This is a genomic window from Streptomyces sp. NPDC107765 (assembly GCF_055657085.1).
The window spans coordinates 449806-464720 of record NZ_JBVKBL010000003.1 but is presented as its reverse complement, the minus strand read 5'-3'; the positions used below and the strand labels follow the sequence as shown (position 1 = coordinate 464720).

The following is a 14915-nucleotide window of genomic DNA, read 5'->3' as shown; positions in this document are numbered from 1 at the left end:
GGACATCCGCGGACGGAGCGTGCCGGGCCGACATCAGCCGCACGAAGTGGGGACACGACAGCGCCATGGCACAGGGCTCGGTCCAGGTGACGCACTCCGGCACGTCGCGATGGCGGCGCCGTACAGGGGAGTACAGCTCGCTCGCCGCAGCCCTGGAGGCCGCCGGGGACGGTGATGTGCTCACCGTCCCGGCCGGTACGTACCGCGAGAACCTGGTGCTGGCGCGCGCGGTGACGCTGCGCGGCGCGGACGGGTCGCGCGGCTCGGTGCGGATCGCGCCGCCGGACGGCGTGGCGCTGACCATACGGGCGTCGGCGACCGTGCACGACCTCCATCTGGAAGCCACCGATTCGGCCGCGCCCGCACTGCTGGTGGAGGACGGCGCCCCCGAGCTGTCCGGGCTGCGGGTGGTGACCCGGTCCGCGTCCGGCATCGAGGTGCGCGGCGGGGCCCGTCCGACGGTGCGCCGCTGCACCGTCGACAACGCGGGCGGTGTGGGCATCAGCGTCCTGGCCGGCGCCGGCGGGCTCTTCGAGGACTGCGAGGTGATGGCCGCCGGCCAGGCGGGGATCACGGTGCGCGACGGCGCCCACCCCCGCCTGGAGAACTGCAAGGTCCACCACGCCTCGGGCGCGGGCCTGGCGGTCAACGGCGAGGGCAGCGCGGTCGAGGCGGTGGGCTGCGAGCTGTACGAGATCAAGGGCACCGGGATCCAGGTGGCGGCGCGGGCCACCGGCCATCTCACCGACTGCACGATCCACCGCACCTCCGCCGACGGCGTCACCCTGGACACCGACGCGGTGCTCACCCTCGCCGACTGCGACATCCACGACATCCCGGAGAACGCGGTCGATCTGCGGTCCCGTTCGGTGCTGACGCTGACCCGCAGCACGGTGCGCCACTTCGGGCGGAACGGCCTGTCCGTATGGGACCCGGGCACGCGGGTGGACGCCAACCAGTGCGAGATCCACGACAGTACGGGCGACTACCCGGCGGTGTGGGTCAGCGACGGCGCCACCGCCGTACTGGACGCGACCCGGGTGCACGACGTACCGGACGCGCTGTTCGTCCTGGACCGCGGCTCCCGGGCCGACGTGGTGGACTGCGACCTCGCCCAGGTGCGGAACACCGCGGTGTCGGTGAGCGACGGGGCCACCGTCCAGCTGGACGACTGCCGGATCCGGGAGGCCGCGACCGGCGCCTGGTTCCGCGACCACGGCAGCGGCGGCACGCTCGCCAACTGCACCATCGACGGCGCCCAGACCGGCGTGATCGTCACCAAGGGCGCGGACCCCACCATCGAGGGCTGCACGGTCAGCTCCCCGGCGGAGGCCGGGTTCTACGTCTCCGCCGAGGGACGCGGCACGTTCCACGGCTGCCGGGTCACCGGCAGCTCCGGCTTCGGCTTCCATGTGATCGACGGCTGCCGTACGACGCTGACCCGGTGCCGTACGGAGCGGTGCGCGCGCGGCGGCTACGAGTTCGCCGAGGGCGGCGCCGGACAGGGCGACGGGCCGACCGTCCAGGACTGCACCAGCGACGAGAGCCGGGCCGTGCCCGCGCCCGGGACCGGCACCGCGCCCACCGTGCAGCACGCGACGCAGACCGCCGGGCTGCTGGGCAACGTCCCGGCGCAGAGCCCGCCGCCGGCCGCCACCGCCACCGCGGCCCCGGAACCGGAGCCGGCCGTGCAGAGCCGGCCGTCCGACGAGGTACTGGGCGAACTGGACACCCTCGTGGGGCTGGAGAGCGTCAAGCGGGAGGTGCGCAGCCTGATCAACATGATCGAGGTGGGCCGCCGCCGGCAGCAGGCCGGCCTGAAGGCCGCGTCGGTGCGCCGCCACCTCGTCTTCACCGGCTCCCCCGGCACCGGCAAGACCACGGTGGCCCGGCTCTACGGTGAGATCCTGGCCTCCCTCGGGGTGCTGGAGCGCGGTCATCTGGTCGAGGTGTCCCGGGTGGACCTGGTCGGCGAGCACATCGGGTCGACCGCGATCCGCACCCAGGAGGCGTTCGACCGGGCGCGTGGCGGGGTGCTGTTCATCGACGAGGCGTACGCCCTCTCCCCCGAGGACTCCGGCCGGGACTTCGGCAAGGAAGCCATCGACACCCTGGTGAAGCTGATGGAGGACCACCGGGAAGCCGTGGTGGTGATCGTGGCCGGCTACACCGCCGAGATGGAACGCTTCCTGGCGGTCAACCCCGGTGTCGCGTCGCGCTTCTCACGCACCATCAGGTTCGGCGACTACGCCCCGGAGGAACTGCTGCGGATCGTCGAGCAACAGGGCGAGGAGCACGAGTACCACCTCGCCGAGGGGGCCGGCGAGGCGCTGCTGAAGTACTTCACCGTGCTGCCGAAGGGCCCGTCGTTCGGCAACGGCCGCACCGCGCGGCAGACCTTCGAGGCGATGGTCGAACGGCACGCGGGCCGGGTGGCGCAGCTGACCGACCCGAGCACCGACGACCTGACCCTGCTCTACGCCGAGGACCTGCCCGAACTGCCCTGAGCGGGGCGGCCGTCCGGGTGGCCGCCGGCCGGCCGCTGCTCCGGCATCCCCGGCAGCCCCGGGCCGAGCCGGGCGATCAGCTCGGCCCGGACGGTGTCGAAGACCGGGTCGGCCTGGTAGTCGCCGTGGCCCAGTATCTGGGCGGGCAGCGGGTTCTGCAGCGTACGGCCGAAGGCGAGCGGGTCGCGCAGCGGCCCCTGGTCGACCCGGCGGCCGTCCTCGCAGGTGAGCCGGATCGGCCCGCCGATCGGGTCGGTGAACCGCCACAGATTGCGCCAGTCGTCCATCTCGCGGTGGAGTCCGGTGAGCGCGGGCGGGCCGAAGAAGGCCGGGAACCAGCGTCCGTAGAGGCGCTCCAGGGGGCTGCCGTACGTCAGCAGGGCGACCCGGCTGCGGGTGACCAGGTCCAGCTGCCAGACGGCGGCGGCCGCGAGCACGCTGCCCTGGGAGTGCCCGGAGATCACCAGCCGGCCGTCGAACCGCTCGGTCCAGGTGGCCATCCGCCACGTGAGGTCCGGTACGGCGCGCTCGGCGTAACAGGGCGGCGCGAAGGGGTGGGCGGCGCGCGGCCAGAACGTGCCGACGTCCCAGAGGATGCCGATGGTGCGGCGGGCGGAGTGGTCGCGGTAGGCGCGCCGGCCCATGGCGAGCAGCAGTATGACGCCGGCGCTCATCAGCCAGGAACCGAGGGACTCGGCGGTCTCGGCGGCGGCGTGCACGACGGGTGGTGCGCCCTCGGTGGCGCGGCCGGGCGCGCGGTCGGTCAGCCAGGCGCCGGCCACCGCGCCGGCGCCGAGGACGAGGGTGACCGCGGAAGTGGCGGCGACCAGGACGGGCGCGGCGTCGGTGAGCCCGGCCCGGGCGATGGTGCCGGCGATCGCCCGCGTACGGCGGTGGTCGGGGTGTTCGCGCGGGTCGTAGAGGCCGGGCACGTCCGCGGCGACCCGGCGGCGGACGATCAGCACGCGGACGGCGGCGAGCACCGCGACGACCGCGCACACGACCAGCAGGGCCGGGATGGCCGAGGCCTGCCAGGACAGCAGCACCGGCGGGCCGGGGATGGGCGCGTGCGCCTGACCCGGCGTCGCCCCGCCGTCCATCCAGTCGGCGAAGCGCTGGGCCACTCCCCCGGAGAGCACCCCGCCGACCGCGCAGGCCAGCAGGGCGACGGCCGGGCCGCCCATGCCGCGCAGGGCCGTCCGCCCGTCGTCGTCCCGGGCGGCGGCGCGCTGCAGCATCCAGGCGGTCACCGCGAGGGCCAGGACCAGCGCCCCCTGGAAGACGGCGATGCCGCCGAAGGCCGCGGCGCCGGGCAGCGGGCCGTGACTGTGCGATCCGGGCCGCTCCCAGCCGGAATGCACGGTGATCAGCCCGAGCACCGTGAGGGCGGCGTAGGGCAGGGCGCGGACGACGAGCCGGTCGGACTCCTCGTCCGGCGCGGCCTCACTGCGCGCGGTGCGCCAGACGACCACCAGGGTGGCCGCGGCGAGCAGGATGACCAGGGCGGTCAGCACCCGCCCGGTGACCGCGAGAACGGAATAGTGGCCTCCGGCCCCGTCCGCCTTCGCACCGGCCGCGAGCAGCACCGCCGCGATGGTGAGCACCCCCGCGGTGGTGTGCGCGGCACGCAGCCGGGCGACCAGCCGACGGCCGTACCAGAAGCCCTCCAGGCTCAGCGCGGTGCGTTCGGCGTCCGGGGTGTAACGGGAGCTGCCCGGCACCCGTGGTGGCGGCGAGGCGGATTCGTAGGCGCTCCAGGTGCGGTGCGAGAGCCACCACAGGAAGCCGATGACGAGCAGCGGCACCACCGAGGCGAGCGCCAGCCGCCGGCCGGGGGCGCTCCACCAGCCGCCGTTGTCCGGGCTGAGGAACCCCAGCCAGGACTTCCCGGCCACGCACACGGGGGTTCCGGCACACTGCCAGGCCGTGAGGTCCAGGGCGACCTCACAGGCCGCGGCGGCGAGCAGGACGGTCAGGGTGAGGGCGAGCATCCGCACCAGCAGGTCGTAGATCCGCTGCGCCCGGTGGTCGGGTGGTGCGGCCGGGCGCATCCAGTGCGCGAGATTGGCGACCATGAAGGGCACCAGGATCAGCCACAGGGCGCGCGCCCCGTTGCCCGAGGTGAGGTTGGACCAGCAGTACGCCTCCCGCACCGGCTCGCCCCGGTAGTCACCGGGCCGCTCCTCGGCGTCGGCATCCTCCGTACGCCGGTAACAGGCGGCGGTGTCGTCCCCGGTGATCAACTGCACCCGCGGATCACCGAGCATGTCCTGGGCGGTCGTACCACCCACACCGTGCACCAGAAGCTCCAGGGAGAGCTGAGGGGCGGCTGGTGGGCAGTCAACTGGTGGACCGGCAACTGGCCTGGTGGCATGGGTGGTTGAAGGACCGTGATCGTGTCCGTGCGGGTCGGTCGGTACGGGTTCCGCGGTCTCCACTGGTGTCCCCCGTTGTCGGTGTGGCCCGGCCGCGCGGCGGCTGGGCGGCTGGGTGCGGTGTGCGTGTGGTGTGCGTGTGGTGTGGTGTGGGTGATGGCTGTGTGCGGCGCCTGTTGTGGGGCAGTTGTTGTGCGTGGTGCTTGTTGTGTGGTGCTTGTTGTGTGGTGCGGCACTTGGTCTTGGTGCTGCATCGTCGTACTGCGTTGGCTTCGTGCTGCGTCGGTCTTGGTACGGGCTTGGCCTTGGTACCGGCTTGGCCTTGGTGCGCCGGCGAACGTGATGCGGCGCACCAAGGATTGTCCCTTTCCGGCGGGGGCCCATCCACCCGAACTGCCGCACGGATAGGTGCGGCGGCCGGCTGACGGCGCATCCACGCCATGCCACCCGGGCGGACGCGACTTAAGCGAGTGCCCGGGTGTTCCGGGTCTTCCGGGTGGCCCGGATGGCCCGGATGGCCCGGGTGCCACGGGTGTTCCGGGTGGCCCGGGTGTTCCGGGTGTTCCGGGCGCCACGGGGACCCCGGCTGTTCCGGGCGCCACGGGGGCCCGTGTTTCAGATGCCCCGGGTCCCCCGGGTGTTCGGGGTGCCTCGGGTGTTCCGGGCGCCTCGGGTGCGCTTCGCGCGCGACGCCCATCCCCCCACCCCCGAACCCACCCCCCGCCCCCTCCCCCGAAGGGGGAGAGGGGGAGGGGGCGGGGGAAGCCCCGGCAGGCGGCTGCGGGCGCGGCAGGCGGGCGCCGGGCGCTGGCCGGCGGGCGGCGGGCGCCGGGCGGCGGGTGCCGGCAAGGGTAGGTGGGCGAACCGGACGGGCAGGGAGGCGTCCGGGGGTGTCAGCGGTCGGCTCGGTTTCGGCGGTGTTCGTCGGGGCGGCGGCGGTGTCAGTGCCTCGTGCGAGGATGAGGGCATCAGTGATCGCAGGCGGGAGCCGGCGCGTATGACCCGACATGGCGAGCCGGGCGGAAGGGACGGGCGGGGTGAGCGACAACCAGAACCTCCTCGCGGAGCAGCGGCGGGCCCTGATTCTCGACGAGGTCAGGCGACGCGGAGGGGTGCGGGTCAATGAGCTCACCCGCAAGCTGAGCGTGTCCGACATGACGGTCCGTCGCGATCTCGACGCGCTGGCCCGCCAGGGCATGGTGGAGAAGGTGCACGGCGGCGCGGTGCCGGTCAGCGAGCCGAGCGCCCATGAGCCCGGGTTCGAGGCGAAGTCCGGGCTGGAGCTGAGCGCCAAGGAGGACATCGCCAAGGCGGCGGCCCAGATGGCGGCGCCCGGCAGCGCCATCGCGCTCGCGGGCGGCACGACCGCCTTCGCCCTGGCGCAGCAGCTGCTGGACGTGCCGGATCTGACGGTGGTGACGAATTCGGTCCGGGTGGCCGATGTGTTCTACACCGCCCAGCGGGCGGCGGCCAGCGGCGGTGCGGCGCCCCGTGCGGGGGCCGCGACGGTCGTACTGACGGGCGGAGTACGGACGCCCTCGGACACGCTCGTGGGACCGGTCGCCGATGCCGCGATCCGCTCGCTCCATTTCGACGTACTGTTCCTCGGCGTACACGGCATATCGGTGGAAGCCGGACTGTCGACGCCGAATCTGGCGGAAGCAGAAACCAACCGGCATTTCGTCCGGTCCGCGCGGCGGGTGGTGGTGGTCGCCGACCACACCAAGTGGGGCACGGTCGGGCTGAGTTCGTTCGCGACGCTGGACGAGGTGGATGTCCTGGTGACGGACGCGGGGCTGCCCGCGGAAGCCCGGGCCGAGTTCGCGGAGTTGCCGCCGGAGCTGGTGGTGGCGGGCGAGCTCCCGGAGGACGGAGACCTCTGAGGGCCGGCGGCGGAGGACGGGCCGAGGGACGGGTGAACGGACAGGCGGACGGGCGGGCGGGCGGACGGAGACGTCTGGCGGCTGCGGCGCGCACCTGGGCGGTGAAGGGCTGGCCACCTGATGCAGCGTCAGGTACGGTGTGCGGCCCCATCACCTCCTCACCATCATCCCCGCCGCCCACCAGGCTTCCATCCGGCCCGTACCACCCGGCACGACCCCGTACCACCCCTACCGGGCGGCTCCGCACCGTCCGTTCCCTCCCGTCCCCCAGGGGGTGCTCGTCCATGGCACGCCGACTTCGCGCCGTCGAGCTGGACTTCGTCGAGTCCGCGCCGCTGCGGCTGGTGTTCACCGGAGAGGTTGCCGCGCCGCCCCGGGCGGTCTATGCAGCGCTCGCGGACGACGTGGCCGGGTGGTCATCCTGGTTCACGGGGGTGGCGTGGGCATCGTCGACGCACGACGGCCGGGGCCGCGAGGTACGGCTTACGGGAGGCACCCGTTTCGCCGAGACGGTGCTGGCGGCCGAGCCGGACGCGCACTACGCCTACCGGGTCGACGCCACCAACGCCCCAGGGCTGCGCGCCCTGTTGGAGGACTGGCGGCTGACGCCGGCGGGGAGTGGTACCCGTCTGCGGTGGACGTTCGCGGCGGACGGCCCGGCACCGTTCCGCTGGGTGATGGCGCTGGCCAGGCCAGGACTGGGCCGGGCCTTCCGGGAGTCGGCACGGGCGCTGGACCACCGCCTGGCCCGCCCGTAGCTGACGTCAGGCCCCGTCGCGCCGTGGCCCTCGCGGTCGGCCGCGTGCCACTGCAAGCCGCTGCATACCCCCCGACCCCGCACCCCGCCCCCGCCACCCCGAAGCGGGCTCAGAGGCGAGCCGCCCCGTGGGCTCAGAAGCGAGCCCCCCGGTGGCTCGGAGGCGAGCCGCCGCCAGCGCGCTCAGCAGGGCCAGCGCCCCGTGGCCAGGAACTCGTCGAGCGTGCGCGCATAGGGCGTGATGTCCAGGCCCTGGGCGGCCAGCCAGTCGTCGGAGTAGTACTTGTCGAGGTAGCGGTCGCCGGGGTCGCAGAGGAGGGTGACGACGGATCCCGTACGGCCCTCGGCGACCATCTCGGCGACGATCCTCAGGGCACTCCACAGCCCGGTCCCGGTCGAGCCGCCCGCCTTGCGGCCGATCGCCGCCTCCAGGGCGCGTACGGCGGCGATGCTGGCCGCGTCCGGGACCTTCATCATGCGGTCTATCGCGCCGGGCACGAAGCTCGGTTCCATCCGCGGCCGGCCGATGCCCTCGATACGGGAGGCGGTGGCGCAGTCCGTTTTGGCGTCGCCGGTGAGCCAGCCGTCGAAGAAGCAGGAGTTCTCGGGGTCGGGGACGCAGATCCGGGTGTCGTACTGCATGTAGTGGACATAGCGGGCGATGGTCGCGGAGGTGCCGCCGGTGCCCGCGGTGGCCACGATCCAGGCCGGTTCCGGGTACCGCTCCAGCCGCAGCTGCTGGTAGATCGACTCGGCGATGTTGTTGTTGCCGCGCCAGTCCGTGGCCCGTTCGGCGTAGGTGAACTGGTCCATGTAGTGGCCGCCGGACTCGGCCGCGAGGCGGGCGGAGACCTCGTAGACCGTCCGCGGGTCCTGGACGAGATGGCAGCGGCCGCCGTGGAACTCGATCAGCCGGGTCTTCTCGCGGCTGGTCGTCGCCGGCATGACCGCGATGAAGGGGACGCCGATCAGCTTGGCGAAGTACGCCTCGGAGACCGCCGTGGAGCCGCTGGACGCCTCGATGACGGGCTTGCCCGGCCGGATCCAGCCATTGCACAGGCCGTAGAGGAACAGCGAACGGGCCAGCCGGTGCTTGAGGCTGCCGGTGGGGTGCGTCGACTCGTCCTTGAGGTAGAGGTCGATGCCCCACTCCTCCGGCAGCGGGAAGCGCAGGAGGTGGGTGTCGGCGGTGCGGTTGGCGTCCGCCTGGACCTTGCGTACGGCTTCTTTCAGCCAATCCCGGTAGTCCGGATCCGAGCGGTCGACGTCGACGGTCGGCATCGGGGCCCCGGCCGCGACCGTGTCGCCGGGCCGGCTCGTGGGCTGCTGTGCGGTACTCACCGGCGCACTCCTCAGACGGTTGCGAGCCCGCGCACGACGCCGGGCCTGTTTCCGACTATAACCATCGGTCGCACCCTTCTCACCTGCATAAACATCACTTTGAGAGACCCCAAGGCAGCCCTGGGGCGGGCCTCTTGCGGCGGAGATTCCGGTGGGATCACCGGCGGAGTCGTCCGGTACAGGAGCCCGGAAGGGCGGCTTCCGGTAAGCAACGAACCGCCGCGACCGCCGCGACCGAGGGGCCCGTGCCCCCGCACGGTGACCTGCGGCACTGGTGCGCCGGGCGCCCTCCCGGCAAACTTCCCACAAGGGGCGGTGGAGGGGATCCGCCCGTCTCACCGAGGAGGTGCCGGCCATGGCGGAGCCGGAGTTCACCGCGACCGGCGTACGGATCGAGCGCGCGCTGCGGTCGCTGACCCGCGCCGGACAGGTGGTCATCAGCGACGGCCGACTGGTACTGCTGACCAGTTACGGCACGGAGATCGACAGCGCCCCGCTGCAGTCGGTCGAGGCCCACAAACCGCTGTTCGCAGCGCGGGACCGGGCGCTGGCCACCCTCAACGGCCACCGCTATTCGCTCACCCTCGACACACCGGAACTCTTCTTCAAGGCCCTCGAAACGGCCCGCCCGCCGCGTTCCTGACCGGCCGCCGCGACCGGTGAGGTGCGGTTGCGGGAGCGCACCGTCTGACTGACCCTGGACTCGTATCACTGAGGGTTCACCAGCGGTGACGCTGTGGTGCAGCGGGCATCGCTGGATCCGATCTTCGCCCTGCCAGGAACCGGGGGGCGCCCGGCCTCATCAGGGAGTCGCGGTCGTGATCACGCAGCCCAGCAGGCACTGCACGGTGGAGCTCCACGCCGTTCCGGCACGCATCGGCCACGTGCGAAGAATCGTCTCCGCCCAGCTGCGGCGCTGGCATCTCGCCGCCCTGATAGACCCCGTGACGCTCGGGGTGACCGAACTCCTCGCCAACGTCCACCGGCACGCGAGCCCCAGCAAACGCTGCACCGTCGAACTGTGCCTGCTCACCGGCCAGTTGACGGTCTCCGTGCACGACGACGATCCCCGGCTGCCACGGATCCGGACCGCCGGCAACTGGGAGACCTGCGGTCGCGGGCTGGCGCTGATCGCGGCGCTCAGCGAGAGCTGGGGGATGCGCCCGGAGGGCGGCGGGAAGGTCGTGTGGTTCACCCTTCCGGCCCTGACCGCAGCACCCGGGGAGGCCCGCACGGTCCGCTCCCGCTGGGACCCGTTGCCGCTGGACGGCGACCCCGTTCGTACGCCCGCCGAGACCGCGCCCCGGAGCGGCGTACGGGGCGCCCGGGTCGGCTGACCCGACGGGCGACCTATCCGGCCGACCCGGCCGATCCCACCGATCCCACCGATCCGGCAGGGCGACAGGGCGACAGGGCGACAGGGCGACAGGGCGACAGGGCGACAGTCGCCAACTGCCCTGGAGGTAGGGAAGAAACGCAGAAGCGGCACTCCGCGCACTGCCGGCGGCCCGCACCGGCGCCCAGCCGAGGAATCCACCGAGCGCCGGACCGCCAGACCACCGGACGACTGACCGCCGGCCGCCGGTCGCCGGGGAGAGGAGTGAAGACGCCGCGGCCTGTTATGCCGCGCCGCTCTTGGGTCCGCCGGTGGCGAAGTGCTCCTCCAGGACGGACAGCCGGCGCCAGTACTCCTCCTCGTCGATCTCGCCCGCCGCAAATCGACGCCCCAGTACGGCGATCGGGGACGGGACGTCCGCACCGGAGGAGCCGGCGGTGCGGCCCGTACGGGCGGCGGAGCGCGGGCCGCCGGCGAACCGCGGACCGGGCCCGCCGTGGCGCCAGAGCGTGCGGCGCAGCAGCGTGACCACGCCGAAGACCGCCAGCGCCCAGAGGAACGGAACGAAGAGGATCCAGGGGCCGGGGCCGCCGCCGGACCAGGGTTGGGCCAGCTCGAACATCGCCATCAGCTCCTTGGGAGGACGGGACCGCCGTCCTTGCGGGACGGGGGTCGTTGCCCTTCCGAGCCTGGTCTCCCGAGGCCCGCCCGTCGTCGTACGGCCAGCGGCTTCGCCGGTACCACGTGGGGAGTACGGGGAGGTGAGGGGATGCTCCACCGGCCGCAGGACGGCACCCGGCAGTGCGGCGCCCCGCAGTGCGGCGCCCCGCCGGTCTCCCCCTCCACCACCAGCCTCCGCCCACCCCTCCCCAAGCCATACGCCATACCTCACACCTCTACCCTCCCTTGATTTCTGTAACTACTGGTATGTACAGTCCTGATCATGAGCACTCAGGAGCACCGGCCCGCCCCTCCGGCGGCGCAGCAACGGCTCGGCACACAGCCACGGCTCGGCGCGCAGGAGCGGCTGGTGCGCAGCACACAGGAGCTCCTCTGGGAGCGCGGCTATGTCGGTACCAGTCCGAAGGCCATCCTGGAGCGGGCCGGCGTCGGACAGGGCAGCATGTACCACCACTTCTCCGGCAAGTCCGATCTCGCCCTGGCGGCCATCCGGCGGACCGCGGAGGACATGAGGGCGGCCGCCGAGGAGTGCCTGGCCGCTCCCGGTACGGCGTACGACCGGGTGGCGGCCTATCTGCTGCGCGAGCGGCGGGTGCTGCGCGGCTGCCCGATCGGGCGGATGACACAGGACCGCGACGTGGTGCAGAGCGCCGAACTGCGGGCTCCGTTGGACGAGATGTTCGGCTGGCTCCAGGAACGGATCGCCGAGGTCCTCGCCGAGGGAGTGCGCCGCGGCGAACTGGCCGCCGGACTCGATCCGGAAGCCACCGCCGCCACCGTCGCGGCCGTCGTCCAGGGCGGATACGTACTGGCCCGGGCGGCCGACGACCCGGCGCCGTTCGACGCGGCCGTCCGCGGTGTGCTGGCCCTGCTCGCGGCCCAGGCCACCGGGAGCGCCTCCGGCCCCGCCCCGGCCGCCGACGGCGGCCGGTGACACGCCACCGTCCGCCCGTCCCCCCGCCCGTCCGGCCGCCCGTCCGTCCGTCCGTCCGCATCCGTATCGAGACTTCGGAGACCCGATGCACGCCATGCAATACGCCGTCACCCTGCCCGCCGACTACGACATGGGGATCATCCGGGAGCGGGTGCGGTCCAAGGGCCACCTTCTGGACGCCTACGAGGGGCTCGGCCTCAAGGCGTACGGGATGCGGGAGCGGGGTGTCGACGGCTCGCCGGTCAACCAGTACGCGCCGTTCTACCTCTGGGCGGACCCGGAGGCGATGAACCGCTTCCTGCTGGGTGACGGGTTCCGCGGGGTGGTCCGGGACTTCGGGCGGCCGGTCGTCCAGCACTGGAGGGGGCTCTTCCACCGGCCCGGCCCGGCGGCCGGTGCCGTTCCCCGCACGTACACACGGCGGGCCGAGACCCTCCCCGAGGGCGCCGACCTGGCCGCCGTAGTGGCGGAGGCGGCCGACGCGCAGGAGGAGTTGGCCTCGTCGGACGGCGTGCACAGCGCCGTGGTGGCGCTCGATCCGCGGCACTGGGAGCTGATCCGCTTCACCCTCTGGGCGGACGCCGCGGCGGACGTTCCGCCGTCCGCAGGCGATCGCTATCAGGTGCTGCACCTGTCCGCTCCGGGCATCGCCGGGCTCGGTGCGGGGCGGCAGTGGTGACCGGGCCGACGATCCGTACGGTCCTGGGCGACATCGCGCCCGCCGACCTCGGCGTCTGCGACGCACACGACCACCTGTTCCTGCGCAGCCCCCAACTGCCGGGGCAGGAGCTGGCCGACGCCGGTGCCGCGGCCGCGGAACTGGCCGCGTTCCGGGCGGCCGGCGGCGCCGCGGTGATCCAGTGGACGCCGTACGGCATGGGCCGGGGCGCCGCCGAACTTCCGCGGCTGGCACGGGAGTCGGGGGTCACCGTGGTCGCCGCCACCGGGCTGCACCAGGCGGTGCACTACGCGCCGGAGACCGTGGAACGCGTCCGCCCGGGGCTGGCCGAGCTGTTCGTCACCGAGCTGACCGAAGGTATCGGCGGCACCGGGACGCGGGCCGGGATGATCAAGGTGGCCGGCGGGTTCCACGGGCTGGACCCGCACGCCCGGTACACCATGGCCGCGGCCGCCGAGGCCCAGCGGGCAACGGGTGCGGCCATCGGGGTCCATCTGGAGCTGGGCACCGGGGCGCTGGACGTACTGGAGCTCCTCTGCGGCGAGTTGGCGGTGTCGCCGGACCGGGTGATCCTCGGGCACCTCAACCGCTCGCCCGATCTCGCGGTCCACCGGGCGGCCGCGGAGGCGGGCGCGTATCTGGCCTTCGACGGGCCGTCGCGGGCGAACCACGCGACGGACTGGCGGCTGCCCGAGGCGCTGGCCGCGCTGGCGGAGGCGGGCTTCGGTGACCGGATCCTGCTCGGCGGGGACACCACGACGGCCGCCGCGCGCTCGGTCGACGGCGGCCCCGGCATGCCGCACCTGCTCCGCCGCCTCCGGGCCCGTCTCGAACTCGCCCTGGGCGCCGACCTGGTGACCCGCTTCCTGACGGACAACCCGGCGCGGGCGTTCGCGGCGGAGTGGGGGCGGAGTGAGGGGCGGAGTAGGGGGCAGGTGGCGGCCTCGGCCTAGATTTCCGGCGACGGGCGCGCATTCTTCCCGCCGCTTTTCCTCCGCGCTCACCTTCGTTCATCTTTCCCCGCCGCCCACCCCCCTTCGGGGGTGGGCGGGTGTAGTGGTCCACTCCCGCGCCGCGGCCCGCACGACGGTTCCGGACCCCCCGACCCCCGCGAAGACCGCCAGCTCTACCGGGGGCCTCAACCGCTGCGAGGATCGCGACCGTGCCGGGATCGCCGCCGTTGCGATGCGGCGATCGCTACCGCTCCAGCACCACCAGCGGATCGTCCAGCACCGGCTGCCAGGCCAACTCCGCCGCGCCCACCAGGCTGTTGTGGTCGAGGCTGCACGGCAGGATCGGTACGCCGCCGCTGCGGCCCCACAGGCTGCGGTCGGCGACCACCGCGCGCAGCCGCTCCGGGTCGGCCTCCAGCAGGGAGCGGTGCAGCCCGCCGAGGATGATGCGGTCGGGGTTGAGGATGTTGACGAGCCCGGCGATCCCGAGGCCGAGCCGGTCGACGAGGAGGTCGGCGGCGGCGCGTACGCCCGGGTCGGCGTATTCGTCCCGCAGCAGGTCGGCGGCCTGCCGGAGCAGCGAGACCTCGGGGCCCGGTTCACGGCCGGCCGCGACGAGGAAGGCCAGCGGGTCGGCCTCGACGTCCAGGCAGCCTCGGCTGCCGCAGTGGCAGGGCGCGCCCTCGGGGTTGACGGTCAGATGGCCGACCTCCAGCGCCAGCCCCGAACTGCCGCTGTGCAGCCGCCCGTCGAGCACCAGCGCCCCGCCGACGCCCCGGTGGCCGGAGGCCACGCAGAGCAGGTCCCGGGCGCCCCGGCCGGCGCCGTGCCGGTGCTCGGCGAGCGCCATGAGGTTGACGTCGTTACCGGTGAAACCGATCGCCTCGGTGACGCCGGGGATGCCGGCATCGGCGAGCGCCTGGAGGAAGAGGGCGCGTACCGGTGCGCCCGAAGGCCAGGCGAGGTGCAGTGGGTTGAGGGCCTCACCATCCGGTTCCGCGACGGCGGACGGCACCGCCAACCCGGCGCCCAGGCAGCGCCGCCCGGTCTCGCGCAGCAGTTCCGAGCCGGCCGCGACGGCCTCGGCGAGGACGAGGGCCGGATCGGCGGGGATGGTGCCGCAGCCGCTCGTCGTCGCCACGATGCGCCCGCCGAGGCCGACCAGGGCGACCCGGTACCCGTCGGCGTGGATCTGCGCGGCGAGCACCACCGGGCCGTTCTCGTTGACGAACAGCCGGTGGGACGGGCGCCCTTGGGAGCCGGCGGAGGCGGTCGGCCGGGAGTCGACGGTGATCAATCCGAGCGCTTCGAGCTCGGCGGCCACCGCGCCCGCGGTCGCGCGGGTCACGCCGAGTTCCGAGGTCAGCACGGCACGGGTGGGCGCGCGTCCGGTGTGTACGAGCTCCAGTGCGGGTCCGAGGGCGCCACGGCCCCGCTCCAACCTGGTTGTCCGAATCTGGGTCACCCCC

Annotated in this window: 12 protein-coding genes; 8 read left to right on the top strand and 4 right to left on the bottom strand. The window is 73.6% G+C overall.

The genetic code is table 11. The features are described 5' to 3' along the window. The first annotated feature begins 65 nt into the window (after positions 1-65). Positions 66-2507, top strand: a complete 2442-nt coding sequence (locus ACZ7MX_RS10725) for a right-handed parallel beta-helix repeat-containing protein (RefSeq protein ID WP_472131197.1) — start codon at positions 66-68, stop codon at positions 2505-2507. Here the strand turns inward: ACZ7MX_RS10725 and ACZ7MX_RS10720 are convergent. Continuing rightward, complete coding sequence (locus ACZ7MX_RS10720) at positions 2477-4807, bottom strand: hypothetical protein (RefSeq protein ID WP_472131196.1); 2331 nt, start codon at positions 4805-4807, stop codon at positions 2477-2479. The genes ACZ7MX_RS10725 and ACZ7MX_RS10720 overlap by 31 nt on opposite strands. A gap of 1112 nt (positions 4808-5919) precedes the next feature. On the opposite strand from ACZ7MX_RS10720, the gene ACZ7MX_RS10715 reads away from it, so the two are divergent. After that, positions 5920-6765, top strand: coding sequence for a DeoR/GlpR family DNA-binding transcription regulator (locus ACZ7MX_RS10715; protein WP_472131195.1), 846 nt, complete (start codon positions 5920-5922; stop codon positions 6763-6765). A gap of 284 nt (positions 6766-7049) precedes the next feature. Next, the gene (locus ACZ7MX_RS10710; protein ID WP_472131194.1) at positions 7050-7523 is read left to right on the top strand and encodes an SRPBCC family protein; all 474 of its coding nucleotides are present in this window, start codon (positions 7050-7052) and stop codon (positions 7521-7523) included. Between the two features lie 182 nt (positions 7524-7705). Here the strand turns inward: ACZ7MX_RS10710 and cds1 are convergent, their stop codons facing one another. Beyond that, positions 7706-8803, bottom strand: a complete 1098-nt coding sequence (cds1, locus tag ACZ7MX_RS10705; RefSeq protein WP_310723878.1) for an L-cysteine desulfhydrase Cds1 — start codon at positions 8801-8803, stop codon at positions 7706-7708. 415 nt (positions 8804-9218) lie between these two features. On the opposite strand from cds1, the gene ACZ7MX_RS10700 reads away from it, so the two are divergent. Both ACZ7MX_RS10700 and ACZ7MX_RS10695 read left to right on the top strand, forming a co-directional pair. Then, positions 9219-9506: a hypothetical protein gene (locus tag ACZ7MX_RS10700; RefSeq protein ID WP_360948279.1), complete on the top strand. Its 288-nt coding sequence runs from the start codon at positions 9219-9221 to the stop codon at positions 9504-9506. 175 nt (positions 9507-9681) lie between these two features. Then, positions 9682-10200 (top strand): ATP-binding protein, encoded by a 519-nt coding sequence (locus tag ACZ7MX_RS10695; RefSeq protein ID WP_472131193.1) that lies wholly within the window; start codon positions 9682-9684, stop codon positions 10198-10200. Between the two features lie 282 nt (positions 10201-10482). On the opposite strand, the gene ACZ7MX_RS10690 is transcribed toward ACZ7MX_RS10695, so the two are convergent. Beyond that, on the bottom strand, positions 10483-10821 hold the full coding sequence (locus ACZ7MX_RS10690) for an SHOCT domain-containing protein (RefSeq protein ID WP_472131374.1): 339 nt from the start codon (positions 10819-10821) through the stop codon (positions 10483-10485). A 321-nt stretch (positions 10822-11142) separates the two neighbouring features. Between ACZ7MX_RS10690 and ACZ7MX_RS10685 the strand changes: the two genes are divergently transcribed. From ACZ7MX_RS10685 to ACZ7MX_RS10675, 3 genes are all read left to right on the top strand, one after another. Continuing rightward, complete coding sequence (locus ACZ7MX_RS10685; protein WP_472131192.1) at positions 11143-11814, top strand: TetR family transcriptional regulator C-terminal domain-containing protein; 672 nt, start codon at positions 11143-11145, stop codon at positions 11812-11814. 85 nt (positions 11815-11899) lie between these two features. Then, positions 11900-12493, top strand: a complete 594-nt coding sequence (locus tag ACZ7MX_RS10680) for a DUF4865 family protein (protein WP_472131191.1) — start codon at positions 11900-11902, stop codon at positions 12491-12493. After that, entirely contained in the window at positions 12490-13446 is a 957-nt protein-coding gene (locus ACZ7MX_RS10675) for a phosphotriesterase family protein (protein ID WP_472131190.1), read from the top strand. The genes ACZ7MX_RS10680 and ACZ7MX_RS10675 overlap by 4 nt, the downstream gene beginning before the upstream one ends. 244 nt (positions 13447-13690) lie before the next feature. Here the strand turns inward: ACZ7MX_RS10675 and ACZ7MX_RS10670 are convergent, their stop codons facing one another. Then, on the bottom strand, positions 13691-14911 hold the full coding sequence (locus ACZ7MX_RS10670) for an ROK family protein (RefSeq protein WP_472131189.1): 1221 nt from the start codon (positions 14909-14911) through the stop codon (positions 13691-13693). Positions 14912-14915: the final 4 nt, after the last annotated feature.